The following is a 14,255-nucleotide window of genomic DNA, read 5'->3' as shown; positions in this document are numbered from 1 at the left end:
CTCATCGGCCGCCTTGCTGCTTGGGTGGCTTGCATTCGGGTCCTGCGGGTGTGCCGGCGGGCAGGTAGTTCTTCGGGACGACCCCGCAGACGTAGTTGTCGAACCACCGTCCGCTGCCGAGGGTGTTGCCGACGAGGCGGTTGTACGAACCGGCGAGCGACAGCACCTTGTCGAGGCTCTTGCGGTTCTTCACCAGCACCGCCGTGACCCGGCCGAGCGAGGCCAGAGTGGGCCCCAGCTGCTTGTTGTTGTCCTCGACGAGGCCGGTGAGCTGGGTTCCCAGATTCCGGGTGCCGGTGAGCAGCAGATGGATGGAGTCGCGGCGCGCCTGGATCTCGCCGAGCAGCAGATTGCCGTCCTCCAGCAGGGTTTCGAAGCTGCTCTTCTTGTCGGCGAGCGTCTTGGTGAGCTGCTTGCTGCCCTTGAGGAGAGCGGCGAGCTGGGCGTCCCGTTCGGAGACCGTCTTCGACAGGGCGGACAGCCCGTCGGCGGCGCTCTTCACGTCCGGCGGAGAGTCCTTGAAGGTGGCGGAGATCGTCTCGAAGCTCTTGGCGAGCTGCTGGGTGTCGATCTCCCCGATGGTCTCGCCGAGTCCGTTGAACGCCTGGGTGACGTCGTACGGGGAGGTGGTGCGGCTCACGGTGATGCGCTCGTGCGGGTCCTGCGGGGCGTCGCCCAGCGGGTCGACGGCGAGATACTTCTCGCCCAGCAGCGTCTTGATGGCGATGCCCACGGTCGAGGAGTTGCCGATCCAGACGTCCTTCACCCTGAAGCCGACCTTCACCTTGGCGCCGTCGAGCGAGACTCCGGTGACCTCGCCGACCTTCACTCCGGCGACCCGTACCTCGTCGCCCTCGCTGAGTCCGGCGGACTCGGTGAAGTCGGCGTGGTAGGTGGTTCCGCCGCCGATGAAGGGCAGCGAGTCGGCGCGGTAGGCGGCCAGGCCGACGAGGGCGAGGACGATCAGTCCGACGACGGCCACGGCGACGGGGTTGCGTTCCCGTACGGGTTTGATCCTCATGCCCGGCACCTCGGTTTCGTGACCACGATGCCGGTGGGCGGTGCGCTGCCGTCCGAGGTCGTCACACCGCTGACCCTGGCCTCGCAGAGGTAGAGGTTGAGCCACGAGCCGTACGAGGCGAGGCGGCCGATCGCTTCCATCTTGGCCGGGGTCTTCCGCAGGAAGTTCTCGATCTGCGGTGTTCCCTTGTCCAACTGGTCGGACAGACGGCCGAGTTGCTTGATGTCATCCTTGAGCGGCTTGCGGCCGTCGTCGAGGAGGTCCGCGGTGACGGTGGTGAGCGCCCCCATCGCGGTCACCGCCTGACCGAGCGGTTTGCGGTCGCCGGAGAATCCGGTGACGAGTTTCTGCAGAGTGTCGACGAGGTCGTCGAAGCCTGCCTCGCGGTCGTTGACGGTCTTCAGGACCGTGTTGAGGTTCTTGATCACCTCGCCGATCACCTTGTCCTTGGCGGCGACCGTTCCGGTCAGCGAGCCCACGTGCTGGAGGATGCTGTCGACGGTGCCGCCCTCGCCCTGGAGCACCTGGACGATGGAGCCCGCGAGCTGGTTGACATCCGGCGGGGAGAGTCCTTCGAAGAGCGGCTGGAAGCCGTTGAAGAGCTGGGTGAGATCGAGCGCCGGGGTCGTGCGGGAGAGCGGAATGGTCGCTCCGGCCGCGAAGCTGCGGCCGACCGGTCCCGCGCCCTGGTCGAGGTCGACGTACCGCTGACCGACCATGTTGAGGTACTTGATCGAGGCGGTCACCGAGGCGGGGAGCCTGCGTCCCTTGCGGACGGCGAAGCCGACCTCGGCCAGCCGTTTGTCGGCCACCTCGATGGACTCGACCTGCCCGACCTTGACCCCGGCGATCCGCACGCTGTCACCGACGATCAGACCGGTGACGTCGGTGAACCTGGCCTTGTACGTGGTGGTGTCGCCGACCCCCGTGTTGGCGATGGACAGCGCCAGGACGGTGGTGGCCAGCACGGTCACCAGAATGAAGACGATCGATTTCGCGAGCGGCCTGGCGAGAGAGCGGCGCTTCACTTGAGCTTCACCTCCGCACCGCGGAAGGCCGGACCGATGAGCACGCTGCTCCAGTCGGGCAGGGTCTGCGGCTGGACTTTCAGTGAGGGAGCGACCAGTTCGTTGACGAGTCGGCTCTCCTGCGGGGAGTTGGGCATGCCGAGGGCGGTGTCCCGGTCCGAGGGTGCGGTGACGGCGGGTTCGCCGCCGCGCCGGCCGGCGGCCGGTTCGACCACTCCGGTCGTACGGGCGTCGGCGGTCGGAACGGTCCGGCCCACGTACGGCACGGAGTAGCAGTGCGGTCCGCCGGTCGCGTCGTAGACCGGGGTGTCCCGGCCGGGCACGTACGTGCCCTTGGACTTCACGCTCTTGACGGTGACGTGGAGTCCGGGCCGGTCGGTGCCCTTGCCGAGGGCCTTGTCCATGGCCGGGACGAAGCCGGCCATGGTCCGCAGGGTGCAGGGGAATTCGTCGGAGTACCGCGCGAGCAGTTCCAGTGTCGGCCTGCTCGTGGCGGAGAGCCGGATCAGGTTGTCCTTGTTCTCCCGCAGGAAGGAGGTGAGGTCCTGCGCGGAGGCGGTGGTGGCCCCGTACAGGTCGGCCAGTTCCGCTTGTTGTTCGGCGATCGTGCCGCTGGTGGTGGTGAAGTCGGTGAGTGCGTCGAGAACATCGGGAGCGGCGTCCCCGTACACCTTGCTCACCTTGACGAGTTGCTTGATGTCGGCGTTGAGCGTGGGGAGTTGGGGGTTGAACCTGGCCAGGTGGGCGTCGAGGGTGCGCAGTGTGTCGCCGAGCTTCTGGCCACGCCCTTCGAGCGCCTGGGAGACCGCGCCCAGGGTGGCGGCGAGCTTCTCCGGCTTCACCGCGGTCAGCAGCGGCAGGACGTTGTCCAGGACTTCCTCCAGCTCGATGGCGTTGCTGGAGCGGTCCTGCGGGATGACGGCCCCGGCCCGCAGTGTCTGTGCGGACGGCACCGCGGGCGGTACGAGTGCCACGAACCGTTCCCCGAAGAGGGTGGTGGGCAGCATCTGGGCGGTCACGTCGGCCGGGATGCGGTCGAGCTTGTCGGGTTCGATGGCGAGGGTGAGCCGGGCCCCGTCCCCGTCGGCCGAGATGGCGCGGACCTGTCCGACGACGACGCCGCGGAGCTTCACCTCCGCGTTGTCGTGCATCTCGTTGCCGACGCTCCCGGTGCGTACGGTCACGGTGGCGTCATGGGTGAAGTCCTTCCTGTACACCGAGACCGACACCCACACGAGCACGGCGGGTACGAGGAGGAAGGCGACTCCGGCGAGTCTGCGGCGGACGGCCTGCGTGCGGTGAGCGTTCATCAGCCGGCCACCTTCACCGTCGTCGTGGCGCCCCAGATGGCGAGGGAGAGGAAGAAGTCGGTGAGGCTGATCAGCACGATGGCGTTGCGCACCGACCGGCCGACCGCCACGCCCACCCCTGCGGGCCCGCCCGTGGCGTGGAAGCCGTAGTAGCAATGGGCGAGGATCACCATCACGCTGAATATCAGCACCTTGAGCACCGAAAGCAGCACATCGTCCGGGGAGAGGAAGAGATTGAAGTAGTGGTCGTAGGTGCCCGCGGACTGTCCGTTGAACAGGACGGTGACGTAGCGGGACGCGAGATACGAGGAGAGCAGCCCGATCGCGTACAGCGGGATGATCGCGACGACGCCGGCGATGATCCGGGTGGTGACGAGGTAGGGCATGGACCGCACGCCCATCGCCTCCAGCGCGTCGACCTCCTCGTTGATCCGCATCGCGCCGAGCTGGGCGGTGAAACCGGCGCCGACGGTCGCGGAGAGCGCGAGTCCGGCCACGAGGGGTGCGATCTCGCGGGTGTTGAAGTAGGCGGAGATGAAGCCCGTGAAGGCGGAGGTGCCGATCTGGTTGAGGGCCGCGTACCCCTGGAGGCCGACGACCGTGCCGGTGGCGAGGGTCATCGCGATCATCACACCGATGGTTCCGCCGACGACGCCGAGACCGCCGCTGCCGAAGGCCACCTCGGCCAGCAGCCGCTGGACCTCACGCAGATAGCGGCGCAGCGTCCGCGGGATCCAGATCAATGCCCTTACGTAGAAGATGAGTTGCTCGCCCGAGCGGTCGAGCCGGCTGAGCATCGACATCGGTCAGCTCCCCTTCGCGGGGACGATCTGGAGGTAGATCGCCGTGAGAACCATGTTCACGAAGAACAGCAGCATGAAGGTGATGACGACGGACTGGTTGACCGCGTCACCGACACCCTTGGGGCCGCCGCGCGGGTTGAGCCCGCGGTAGGCGGCGACGATGCCCGCGATGAAGCCGAAGATCAGCGCCTTGACCTCGCTGATGTACAGGTCGGGGAGCTGGGCGAGGGCGGAGAAGCTGGCGAGATAGGCCCCGGGGGTGCCGTGCTGCAGCATCACGTTGAAGAAGTAGCCGCCGAGCGTCCCGACGACGGAGACCAGGCCGTTGAGCAGGACGGCCACCAGCATCGTGGCCAGGACGCGCGGAACGACGAGCCGCTGGACGGGCGAGACGCCCATGACCTCCATCGCGTCGAGTTCCTCGCGGATCTTCCGCGAACCGAGGTCCGCGCAGATGGCCGAGCCCGCCGCACCGGAGATCAGCAGTGCCACGATGATCGGGCTGGCCTGCTGGATGACGGCGAGGACGCTGGCGCCGCCGGTGAACGACTGGGCGCCGAGCTGCTGGGTCAGCGAGCCGACCTGGAGGGCGATGACCGCGCCGAACGGGATGGAGACGAGCGCGGCGGGCAGGATGGTGACGCTGGCGACGAACCAGAACTGTTCGATGAGCTCCCGTACCTGGAAGGGCCTGCGGAAGATCTCCCGGCTCACGGTCCCGGCGAGGGAGAACAGCTTCCCGGTCTCGCGCAGCGGCGCGAGCAGCCGTGCCGGAGACCGCCGCTCCGGTGTCTTCGGCCCGGCCGCGCCGGCCGTGTCGGCCCCGGGCGGCTCGGGGGGTCTCACCGGCATGGGCGCCGTCATGGGCGTCCACCGCCCGCGGCCGGGGCGTAGCTGTTCATGATGGCCGTGCGAGCGGCCTCGGGCAGCTGGCCCATCATCGACAGGACCCGTTCCCGGCGGCGCAGGGCGGCCTGCCGCACGGGCATGCCGGGCGACGGCTCCAGCTGCGGTACGACGGTGCGCGGGCCGTTGGCGGAACTGATGCCGACGCCGTAGCCGTTCACCTCTTCGGCGGCGAGCGTCGCGGCGTCCTTCTCCTCGGCCATCCCTATGGGGCCCTCGCGGCGTCCTGCGAGGAACTGCGAGACGACCGGCACATCGCTGGTGAGCAGCACCTCGCGCGGCCCGAAGGTGACGAGATTGCGGCAGAAGAGCATGCCCATGTTGTCCGGGACGGTGGCCGCGATGTCGAGATTGTGGGTGACGATGAGCATCGTCGCGTCGATCTGCGCATTGAGATCGATGAGCAGCTGGGAGATATAGGCGGTGCGGACCGGGTCCAGCCCGGAGTCGGGTTCGTCGCAGAGAATGATCTGCGGGTCCAGGACGAGCGCTCGGGCCAGCCCGGCGCGTTTGCGCATACCGCCGGATATCTCGCCGGGGAGTTTTTCCTCGGCACCGAGCAGACCGACGATGTCGATCCGTTCCATGACGATCCGGCGGATTTCTGATTCCTTCTTGCGGGTGTGCTCGCGCAGCGGGAAGGCGATGTTGTCGAAGAGCGACATCGAGCCGAAGAGTGCGCCGTCCTGGAACATGAGCCCGAAGAGTTTCCGGGTCTCCATGATGTCGCGCTCGGGACTGCTCACCATGTCCACGCCGTTGATGAGGACGCGCCCCTGCTCGGGCTTCAGCAGACCGATGATGGATTTCAGGAACACGGTCTTTCCGGTGCCGGAAGGACCGAGCATGACGCTCACCTCGCCGGCGGGCAGTGTGAGGGTGACGTCCTGCCAGATGTTCTGCTTGCCGAAGGACTTCGTGAGGCCCTCGACGACTACTTCGATTCCCATCGGCCCTCCTTCGAAGTTGTGGTGAACGAAGTCATCTGTCAGCGCTCCGGCTCTGAGAAATCCAATGGCGGCTCGTCACCCATGCACCAGGAGGCGCACGGTATGTCCGTCGAAACCGCCAGGACAAGCCGTTGAACAGCGGAAAACGACGAAGCATGTGCTGGGAGTGGATCACTTGTCACTCGTTGACAAAACAGTCGCCCGACCTTGTCGAAAACTGCGCAAGCACTCCTGTGCGCGGACCGGCGCCCGGACCGCGATCCCGACGAGGGGCGCACCACCCCGGAACCGAGGGTTCGGGCGACGGGCCGCCCGGTGGGAATCGCGGGCCGCAAAAGGGCGCGACCAGGACTCCGGGTGCATCGAACAACCAGGTGCAAACGCGTTTCCGACCTGCTCAGGTGGGACGCTACGGCTCGGTAACCTGACTTCGCAATACTGGACACGGAACTTTCTTCGCGTCGGTCGCACGAACCCGATTCCTTGTTTCCAGGTGAGTAACTGCCGCGATAAACCTGTCGGAAAGTGAGGAATTCCGCCGACGGTGAAGCAGGGACAGGCTCCCGGTCGCCCCGGCCGCGGACCACCCTTCCAAATGGCCTGCGCCGGCTCGGCCACGGGGTCGCGGATGCCACAAGCACATGGGCTCTTCCGGTCCCGTGGGACCGGAAGAGCCCATGTGCCGACGCGAAACGCCTCAGGTGCCGCTCACCGTTCGGGGGTGGGGATCTTCGGCGGGCAGTCGGGGCCGTCCGGGTTCGTCGCCACGCACAGCGCGGCCTGCGTCATCTTCGTGTAGTTGTCGGCCGCCTTCCCCGCGCTGGAGATCGCGGAGGTGAAGACCGCGTCCAGGTTCTCCTCCACCCCGCAGCCCTTGAACGGCGGTATGTGCGCGTAGCCGGACAGGGTCCCGCCGTAGGCGACGAGATAGCCGGAGCGCGGATAGCTCTGGCCCCATGCCTTGAGGACCTGCTCGAAGGGCTCGGCCGTCCGGCAGTTGTCGCCCACGTCCAGCGGTACGCCGTTCACCTTGACGTCGTGTATCCGCATGGAGAGTTGTGTGGTGACCGTCGTGCTCTCCGGGTACTCGGGCGTGTTGGTGACCGTGTGCGTCTGCACGACGGCCGGCGGGCCCACCTGCTCCAGTTCCACGATGGCCGTGGTGGGCATGAACCCGTACGTCAGAAAGGTGGATCTGGCCGGCGGCAGCTGTCGTCGGCCCTGGTACTCGAATTCCGCCTCGGATGTCACATCGACCGTGGAGGCGCACGAGTCGTTGATGTAGACCTTGTTCAGCGTCACCTTCATGTGCGCGGGCCCCAGGGCCACGGCACCGTCCATCTTGACGGCGTTGGCATAGCCCGCCACATAGGTGTCCGCCGTCGTCATGACCCATTCGGGCGGGATCACGATGGGACAGCTGCCGCCCGGGTCGTCCTCGCCGTCCAGCGTCCTGTCGGTGAGGGCCTTGATCCTCTTACGGGTGTCCGAGGAGAATCCGGCTCCCGGCCCGGTGCCCGTCGTGGCCGGCTTCGGGGTGCTCACCTCGGGCTCGGGGGTGGAACCGGAGCGGGAACCCTCGACGAGCACGGTCGCGAGCGTGGTGTCCTGGTCCGGTGCGGGCTCGCAGACGACCTGGAGACTCGGAGGCGACGTCGGGGAGTTGTCGGCCTTGCGGGGAGCGAGCGCCAGGGCGAGACCGGCGGGCGAGAGGGTGGCCTTCCCCGGGGAGCCGAATGTCGCCGTGGGCACGTCGCCGGTCGCGGTCAGCTCCAGTCCGCCCTCGGCGGTGATCGGCACCGGCGGCGCGTCGAGATTCGCCCAGGCGGCATCGGCCGACCGGTCACCGCTGCGGTGCCGCACGGTGAGCTGCGCGTCGGCCGACAGACTCGTCGCCTCCTGGCCGGTGAACTGTTCGAGGGCCGCCTGAGGCAGTTTCACCACGACCGAGACATGGTCCGGCCGAACCGCCTCACCCGTTCCCACCGACGCGGGCAGCGAGGCAGAAACGGTGACATCGATTCCCACGGCACCCGAGGGGAATTCGCATGCGTAGGCGAGCGTGATCTCGGAATTCTGGTCGGCCGCCATCGATTCAGCACCCGGAATGAATGCGGTGGCGACGACGAGTGCCCCACCCACGGCAAAGTGGAGCGGTCGCCGTGCTGAGACGCGTGCGTCGACGGTCATGCGCATGAGTCCTTCCAGCATGCGTGGACATGAATGCCACATGGTTGCGGATGTGGGTCCACTGATGGGTAGCGGGCCTTCGAACAGCCGAAATCGGTCCCTACCGATGGGTACGCTACGCACACCGGTCGCGGCTGGGAAGAGTCGGGTTTCGATTCGAGCGACAGCAGAGGATTCTTGTCATTCGATGACAAAGCGGCGCCGTGGAATTGTCGCCTCCTGCGCGAAAGGACATCGGGGGCCGGGGCCGGATGTCATGCGTCGCACGGGTGCCCAGTCACAAGGAGTGTGACTGGGCACCCGTACACGTTCTCCGGTCCCACCAGGAGATCGTCAGCCGACGATGACCGGCGAGGGCGTGCCGGTGGCCGTGCTCTTGATCGTGTACAGACCCGCGAAGCTCGCCGTGGTGCCGACGATTCCGCAGCCGCCGCCGACCTTGTTGACGATGGTCAGCGTGAGGCCGCCGCCCGAGGTGTCGAGGGTGCCGTTGGAGCCGCCCGCGCTCGGGTTGTTGTACTTCGCGGCGACGCTGCCGGTCACGTCGAAGGTGCAGGGTCCGAGAACGCTGCTGCCGCTCACCGTCGCGTTGATCACCTTGATCTGACCGGTGGTCTGGCCGGTGGAGTTGGTGCCGGCGCCCGCCGCGTAGGTGTTGCCCCAGATCTCCCACGGGGGCGTGACCTTGGTGGTGACGGTCCAGGTGGAGCTGAACGGTCCGGTGCAGGGCGAGTTGAACGAGATGGACGTGATGTTCGCCAGCTTGGCCGGGCTGCCGCTGACCGGGGACGTCGGGGCGTTCCCCGCCGCGGCGGACGTGGCGCACTGGATCTTGTTGCCGTTGTTGTCCGTCAGCACCGTGACACTGGCGGTCCCGTTGAAGTTGCCGGTCGGCGTAATGGTCCACGGGGCGGTCGGACCGGCGAACGCCGACGGGGTGGCGAGGGCCACCGCGGCGGCCGCGGCACCGACTGCGGTCAGGATTCTCGTCTTCTTACGCATGGAACTTCTCCCTTTTCCTGTCCCGTTGGGGAATGAGTTGGACTCGGACGAAACGACCGTCACGATCCAACAGCGGATTTCTTTCGGGGAAGTACTCCCGCCGACGTACGGGGCGGGTTGCAACTGGGCCCGTGAATCTTTCGAGCGCGGAATTCACGCGATGCGATCCGGGCGTGGTGCTGATCCTTGTGGCGTATGGGAGACCGCCGAACGTACGCTACTACCTCGATTCGGAATCGAGAAGAGCCCGCGCTTCCATTCATCTGCTTTCCGAATTCTGCGGCGCCCGGCAATACTCGAAGGGTGAATTCAGGCGCACGGAACCGAAGTGCGGTCGCAGGGCGGCGGATTCCGTGTCGTCCGTACACGGTTGGGCGTACGGACGCCCAACCGCCGTCGGGCCCTTCAGGGCAATCGTCCCGGCCGGCCGTCACCACGCCCCGTTGTGCCGCCGCCGGGTCGTTCGCCAGGACGACCGGAAGTCTGTGGCAATGCGCCTTCTCCTACCGGACGGCGGAGTGCCAGTACTGCGAAAAGGCCTTGCCTTCGTTCGGGGCCAGACCCGCAGGGTCGTAGGGGCTCGCGAAGTATGTGGAGGCTTGATTCAGGACCACGTTGTTCTTGCCCGAGGCCGAGGGAAGACCGGTCTTCAGATTGACCGCCCAGTCCAGCAGGCCGGCGCCGCAGCCGCTGGCTCCCGGGACCGCGTAGGTGGAGTCCCCCTGATCGGCGCCGCCGAAGGTGTAGCGCCCCATCTCGCCCGAGTCATTGGGCGTCCCATTGCCGTCGAACTGCTGCAGCGAGAGAGAGGGAACGGCGTTGTTCTGGGGCTTCAGCACAATCGGGTTCGAGGCGGTTCCGATGTAACACTTGTCGCCGAGGAACGGGTTCCGCAGGTGGATACGGACAGGAATCGACAGGATCGGCTGGCCGGTGCCGAAGCTCGCCGCCATGTTGAAGTCCCGCGGGGCACCAGCCGGTTCGATCGTCGCGGTCACCTTGTTGAGGGTGCTGTTGGTGATCTGGTTGCAGATTCCCGAGACGACCGGGATACCGCTCGGGCACATGAGACCGAGCAGGCCACCCGGGAGGTCCGCGGAGTCGGCCACGAGCGCACCCTCCGCAGGGGCGACCAGCGACGTGGTGCCGTCGCTGTGCTGGATCACTCCGAGCTGGAGGTCGGTGTTGCCGGTCGGCACCTGCGTATTACCGAGCTTGATCGACCCGCCGGCCGAATGCGAGGAGATGCAGGTCGCGATGTTCGTCATGCCGTCGGCCGCCAGCATGGCGGGCGCGTCCACCGGGCACCGGTTGAACGGCGCCCAGTGCCCGTTCAGTTGAGTGGCCGCGGTGGCCGTTCCGGTGGACAGCACAGCGACGAACGCGGTACAGGCTGACAGCAGCCCCACGCGCGCTCCGGTCGAAGCGATTCTCATGTCGTCCCCTCTTGACTGCCGCCCCTGGACGGCGTCGTACATGGAGTTGGCCGGTTTCAACGCAGGCGGTATCGGCGCCAAGAGTGACTGCATGCGTTGTGTGCGGGACTTTCTGGGCACGGCCACGTCAGGTGAACGCCGAGGGCCCGGTTTCAGTAGTGCGTCGCGGGTGGATCCGGAGCCCGGAGACCGAGCAGTCATTTACCGGCGAATTGCATGCCTTAATTGGCCGAGCCGTGATGTTACTTGCGAGAAACACGGCGACACAATCCTGCCGGTTAAGATCTTTTGCGACAGCCGATTTTTGATCCAGAAATGAGCAGACGGAGCCTGAAGGCTTGTCAACGGATGCGCATGTGAAGGCGCGACGGCTGGGCTCGCGGGGTGCGGGACCCCTCCAGCACCAAGGGCCGTCCCGGTCGGCGGCGGGCGCCCGAACGCGATGAACGCGCCACTGGGCACGGCGAGACCCCTGCCGGTCCGGCGCGCCGGCGCGGCCTGCACGCAGGCGGGACCGCGTCAGGAGACCACCCCGGAGGCGTCTGCCCACAGCAGGACGTCGTCGACCGCCCCGCTCCCGCCGGCCCACCGCGCCGCTTCACCGACGTCGGTTTTTTTGTCGTCGAGAAACAAGCGGCCGAAATACGTTGTCCGGAAGTGAGCATTGCCGCCCCACCTGCACGGAAGCCCCACAATGCGGCCGAGATACGTGCCCCTTGCACTCCGATCTTGCACAAGTAGTGGGCACAGCAGCCGACTTGGTCTATCTTCATCGCGAACTTGGTACGCACCTGCCGGTTGATGGGAGCGCTTTCCCCCCACCGCCTCACCCCCACCGGGCGCCGGAAAGCAAGGGGACAGTCATGCCAGAACGTGTACAGCCGTCGGACACCGGAGACCCCCTGGGCCCGCTCCCCCAGGAATTCGCCGCAATCATGCGGCCCGAACTGCCGAGCCTGATCAAGGAAATCGGCGTCGAGGTCACCCGGGCCTATCCGGAATACGCGCGTCTGCTCAACGGCCCGAATGGTCAGGCCATTCGTGTCGGCGTGGAACAGAGCCTCGCGTCGTTCGTCGATCTGGTCGCCGAACCCTCCACCCCCACCACCCTTCGCGACGACATGTGCCGTCGTTTCGGGCGGTTCGAGGCCTATGAGGGGCGAAGCATGGAGACGCTGCAGGGGGCCTATCGGCTCGGCGCCCGGGTGGCGCTGCGCCGGGCCAAGAAGGTCGGCCGGAGCTACAGCTTCTCCCCCACGCTGATGCTCAGTTTCGCCGACGCGCTGTTCGCGTACATCGACGAACTGGAGTCGCTCTCCCGCGAGGGTTTCCTGGAGGTACAGTCGCAGTCCGGCGAGCAGAGCGAGGCCATGCGCCGCCGTCTGCTGCATCTGGTCCTCGCCGGGCGGCCGGTGCCCCGGACCGCCATCGCCGAGCTCTGCGAGCACGCCGGCTGGACGCTGCCGGAACAGGTGACCCTGGTCGCCGCCCGAGCCCCGGCCGGGCTCGACCGGGCCGGCCTGGACCGCGACGTCCTGCTCGACCTCAGTGATCCGCAGCCCCACTTACTCGTCCCGGGGCCGCTCGACGAGGCGCGAAGACAGATGCTTGAGCGCGCCCTCCTCGGCACCCGGGTCGCCATCGGCCTGACCGTCCCCACAGCACTCGCCTCGGACTCGATCCGCTGGGCCCGCCGGGTCCTCGAACTCGTCGACGCCGGGATCATCGCGGACGCGCCGCTCGTACTGTGCGAGGACCACCTCATCACGCTGTGGCTCCTCTCCGACACCGCCCTCCTCGATCAACTCGCCCGGCGCGAACTGGCTCCGATCGCGGGGATCAGCGTCAACCGGCGCGAGCGGCTGATCGAAACGCTCCGCGTCTGGCTCGAAACCAGGGGGACCGCGGCCCACATGGGCGAGCTGCTGGATGTGCATCCTCAGACCGTCCGGTACCGGATGCGTAATCTGGAGACCATCTTCGGTGCACAACTGGTCGATCCGGAAAGCCGGTTCTCGACCGAGGCCGTACTACGGGCACTCCAGCTGCGCGAACGCGGCACCGACGTGTCCCTCTAGGGACTCTCGTCCGGATCGCGCAGCACGTACGTGGCGATGGGTCAACTTACTTACGAGTAAGGGGAAATACCCGATCACTCTCAAACGGTTGCCACACGGAGACGTTCTCAACAAGAAACCCGGAACTGCGTCCCGTACACATGGAGGAGTCGGCCGCCCACCCGGTGGCCACACCGAGAACCACCTCCTGGCCAACCATCCGAGAGGGCACCCCTCATGACCGCCTCACACCTCCTCGTCCCCGTGCCGATCCCGGACCGGGTCGCCGCGCTGATCGGATCCTGCATCCCGCCGCACATCCTGCAGGCGGAGTTCGACGCCGAATGCGCCGCGCGCGAGGTGCGCAGGTTCCGTGGCCCACGGCTCTGCGCCGAGGACCAGGCCGACCGCGAGCAGGCACTCTCCGAGCTGGCACGCGCGAACAAGATCCTCGCCGCCCACCACCCACGGCTGCCGGTGCGTCCCGGCAGCTCCTGGTGACACGCCTCGCCCACCACCGCACGCATGCCTTGCGAAGGGTCGATGCGGCGAGCGAGATCCAGCGGCTGGTGATCGCGCGGGCGATCTCCGGGCGCCACATCCGCTGATCGCTCCCGCGCGGGTTCCGGGCGCGGCCCTGTCCGCACCTCCGGCAACTCCGGCAACTCCGGCCGCACGCACCCCTTATACGACCGCGCTCGGCCAGGGCATGATCAGCCGGGTGAGAGTGCGGCCGGCCCACGGGGGCACGTCGGCCGCAGCATCTTCCGCGAGCCCCCGCAGGGAGCATCCATGCGACGGACCACCTTCTCCTCACTCACGGTCGCCATGTCACTCGCCGCGGCGCTGTCGGCCGCCGCGCCCGCGTCCGCCGTGACCACGGCACCCGGAAGGACGGACTGGGTGCCGGCCCCCACCCCGCCGTTCGACCAGCCGGCCGGTGCTCGATGTGACTTCCCCATCCACAGCGAACCGATCGTCGACAAGGTCGTGCAGAAGGTGCTGGCGACCCATGCGGACGGAACGACGAAGGAGGTCGTGTACAAGGGTGATCTCGTCGTCCGGGTCACCAACACCGACACTGGTGCCTTCTACGACGTCGACGCCGGTGGCAGCGCGCTTGTCGAGATCTCGACCGACGGTTCGCAGCTCTGGCACGTGATCGGCCCGGTGCTCGCCGGTGTCGGCGAGCACAACGGCAATCTGGCGCGCGGCCAGTACCGCATCGACGGGGTCTACAGCCTTGCCATCAGCCCCACCGGATACAAGACTCTGCGCATGGTCCACGGATCCACGGACGATATCTGCCGGCGCATCGGCTGACTGTCGCTCCGGCCGGAGACCCGCACCGACCGCACGTGCCGCCGTCGCGTCCGGGTCGAGGGCCCGGACGGTGATCCGCCGCGTCGGTGCCGGAGAATCCCGGGCAGTGGCGGCGCGCACGACGCGGTCGACTCGTGCGGGGCGGACTGTCCGACCGCCCCTGGTCGTCGGCGGGCGACGCCGTCCAGATCGTCGAACCACCGTCCGCCGACACACTCCTGGGGAGCAC

General features: G+C 67.4%; 12 protein-coding genes. 3 read left to right on the top strand and 9 right to left on the bottom strand.

All coding sequences use genetic code 11. From position 1 onward, the window contains the following. Position 1: 1 nt before the first annotated feature. The 9 genes from ACF1B9_RS25120 to ACF1B9_RS25080 form a co-directional block, all read right to left on the bottom strand. Positions 2 to 1,021 (bottom strand): MCE family protein, encoded by a 1,020-nt coding sequence (locus ACF1B9_RS25120; RefSeq protein WP_391744190.1) that lies wholly within the window; start codon positions 1,019 to 1,021, stop codon positions 2 to 4. Then, positions 1,018 to 2,049, bottom strand: a complete 1,032-nt coding sequence (locus tag ACF1B9_RS25115) for an MCE family protein (protein ID WP_391744192.1) — start codon at positions 2,047 to 2,049, stop codon at positions 1,018 to 1,020. The genes ACF1B9_RS25120 and ACF1B9_RS25115 overlap by 4 nt, the downstream gene beginning before the upstream one ends. Continuing rightward, entirely contained in the window at positions 2,046 to 3,359 is a 1,314-nt protein-coding gene (locus ACF1B9_RS25110) for an MCE family protein (RefSeq protein WP_391744193.1), read from the bottom strand. Before ACF1B9_RS25110 ends, ACF1B9_RS25115 begins: the two co-directional genes overlap by 4 nt. Beyond that, positions 3,359 to 4,162, bottom strand: a complete 804-nt coding sequence (locus ACF1B9_RS25105) for an MlaE family ABC transporter permease (RefSeq protein WP_376274672.1) — start codon at positions 4,160 to 4,162, stop codon at positions 3,359 to 3,361. The genes ACF1B9_RS25110 and ACF1B9_RS25105 overlap by 1 nt, the downstream gene beginning before the upstream one ends. 3 nt (positions 4,163 to 4,165) lie before the next feature. Next, positions 4,166 to 5,026, bottom strand: a complete 861-nt coding sequence (locus tag ACF1B9_RS25100) for an MlaE family ABC transporter permease (protein ID WP_391744195.1) — start codon at positions 5,024 to 5,026, stop codon at positions 4,166 to 4,168. Beyond that, positions 5,023 to 6,018 carry an ABC transporter ATP-binding protein gene (locus ACF1B9_RS25095; RefSeq protein ID WP_391744196.1) on the bottom strand — a complete coding sequence of 332 codons (996 nt, stop codon included), beginning with the start codon at positions 6,016 to 6,018 and terminating at the stop codon, positions 5,023 to 5,025. The genes ACF1B9_RS25100 and ACF1B9_RS25095 overlap by 4 nt, the downstream gene beginning before the upstream one ends. 708 nt (positions 6,019 to 6,726) lie before the next feature. Further along, the gene (locus ACF1B9_RS25090) at positions 6,727 to 8,208 is read right to left on the bottom strand and encodes a DUF6801 domain-containing protein (RefSeq protein WP_391744197.1); all 1,482 of its coding nucleotides are present in this window, start codon (positions 8,206 to 8,208) and stop codon (positions 6,727 to 6,729) included. Between the two features lie 333 nt (positions 8,209 to 8,541). Then, the gene (locus ACF1B9_RS25085; protein WP_391744199.1) at positions 8,542 to 9,210 is read right to left on the bottom strand and encodes a hypothetical protein; all 669 of its coding nucleotides are present in this window, start codon (positions 9,208 to 9,210) and stop codon (positions 8,542 to 8,544) included. 503 nt (positions 9,211 to 9,713) lie between these two features. Next, positions 9,714 to 10,646 carry a hypothetical protein gene (locus ACF1B9_RS25080; RefSeq protein ID WP_391744201.1) on the bottom strand — a complete coding sequence of 311 codons (933 nt, stop codon included), beginning with the start codon at positions 10,644 to 10,646 and terminating at the stop codon, positions 9,714 to 9,716. Between the two features lie 863 nt (positions 10,647 to 11,509). Between ACF1B9_RS25080 and ACF1B9_RS25075 the strand changes: the two genes are divergently transcribed. The 3 genes from ACF1B9_RS25075 (at position 11,510) to ACF1B9_RS25065 (ending at position 14,026) form a co-directional block, all read left to right on the top strand. Beyond that, a complete protein-coding gene (locus ACF1B9_RS25075) occupies positions 11,510 to 12,724 on the top strand; it encodes a helix-turn-helix domain-containing protein (RefSeq protein ID WP_391744203.1) in 1,215 nt (404 codons plus the stop codon). Positions 12,725 to 12,940: 216 nt separating this feature from the next. Further along, positions 12,941 to 13,204 carry a hypothetical protein gene (locus ACF1B9_RS25070; RefSeq protein WP_376209000.1) on the top strand — a complete coding sequence of 88 codons (264 nt, stop codon included), beginning with the start codon at positions 12,941 to 12,943 and terminating at the stop codon, positions 13,202 to 13,204. Between the two features lie 291 nt (positions 13,205 to 13,495). After that, entirely contained in the window at positions 13,496 to 14,026 is a 531-nt protein-coding gene (locus tag ACF1B9_RS25065; RefSeq protein WP_391744205.1) for a hypothetical protein, read from the top strand. Positions 14,027 to 14,255: the final 229 nt, after the last annotated feature.

This window comes from Streptomyces sp. NPDC014727 (assembly GCF_043083485.1).
Taxonomy (GTDB): Bacteria; Actinomycetota; Actinomycetes; order Streptomycetales; family Streptomycetaceae; genus Streptomyces.
Note: the sequence above shows the minus strand (reverse complement) of the source record. Positions and strands in the feature narration are given on the sequence as shown.

Excerpts from the sequence above, each read along its gene's own strand:
- ACF1B9_RS25095 (WP_391744196.1), bottom strand. The coding sequence starts at position 6,018 with ATGGGAATCGAAGTAGTCGTCGAGGGCCTCACGAAGTCCTTCGGCAAG.
- ACF1B9_RS25100 (WP_391744195.1), bottom strand. The coding sequence starts at position 5,026 with ATGACGGCGCCCATGCCGGTGAGACCCCCCGAGCCGCCCGGGGCCGAC.
- ACF1B9_RS25065 (WP_391744205.1), top strand. The coding sequence starts at position 13,496 with ATGCGACGGACCACCTTCTCCTCACTCACGGTCGCCATGTCACTCGCC.
- ACF1B9_RS25075 (WP_391744203.1), top strand. The coding sequence starts at position 11,510 with ATGCCAGAACGTGTACAGCCGTCGGACACCGGAGACCCCCTGGGCCCG.
- ACF1B9_RS25120 (WP_391744190.1), bottom strand. The coding sequence starts at position 1,021 with ATGAGGATCAAACCCGTACGGGAACGCAACCCCGTCGCCGTGGCCGTC.
- ACF1B9_RS25090 (WP_391744197.1), bottom strand. The coding sequence starts at position 8,208 with ATGACCGTCGACGCACGCGTCTCAGCACGGCGACCGCTCCACTTTGCC.
- ACF1B9_RS25110 (WP_391744193.1), bottom strand. The coding sequence starts at position 3,359 with ATGAACGCTCACCGCACGCAGGCCGTCCGCCGCAGACTCGCCGGAGTC.
- ACF1B9_RS25105 (WP_376274672.1), bottom strand. The coding sequence starts at position 4,162 with ATGTCGATGCTCAGCCGGCTCGACCGCTCGGGCGAGCAACTCATCTTC.
- ACF1B9_RS25070 (WP_376209000.1), top strand. The coding sequence starts at position 12,941 with ATGACCGCCTCACACCTCCTCGTCCCCGTGCCGATCCCGGACCGGGTC.
- ACF1B9_RS25085 (WP_391744199.1), bottom strand. The coding sequence starts at position 9,210 with ATGCGTAAGAAGACGAGAATCCTGACCGCAGTCGGTGCCGCGGCCGCC.
- ACF1B9_RS25080 (WP_391744201.1), bottom strand. The coding sequence starts at position 10,646 with ATGAGAATCGCTTCGACCGGAGCGCGCGTGGGGCTGCTGTCAGCCTGT.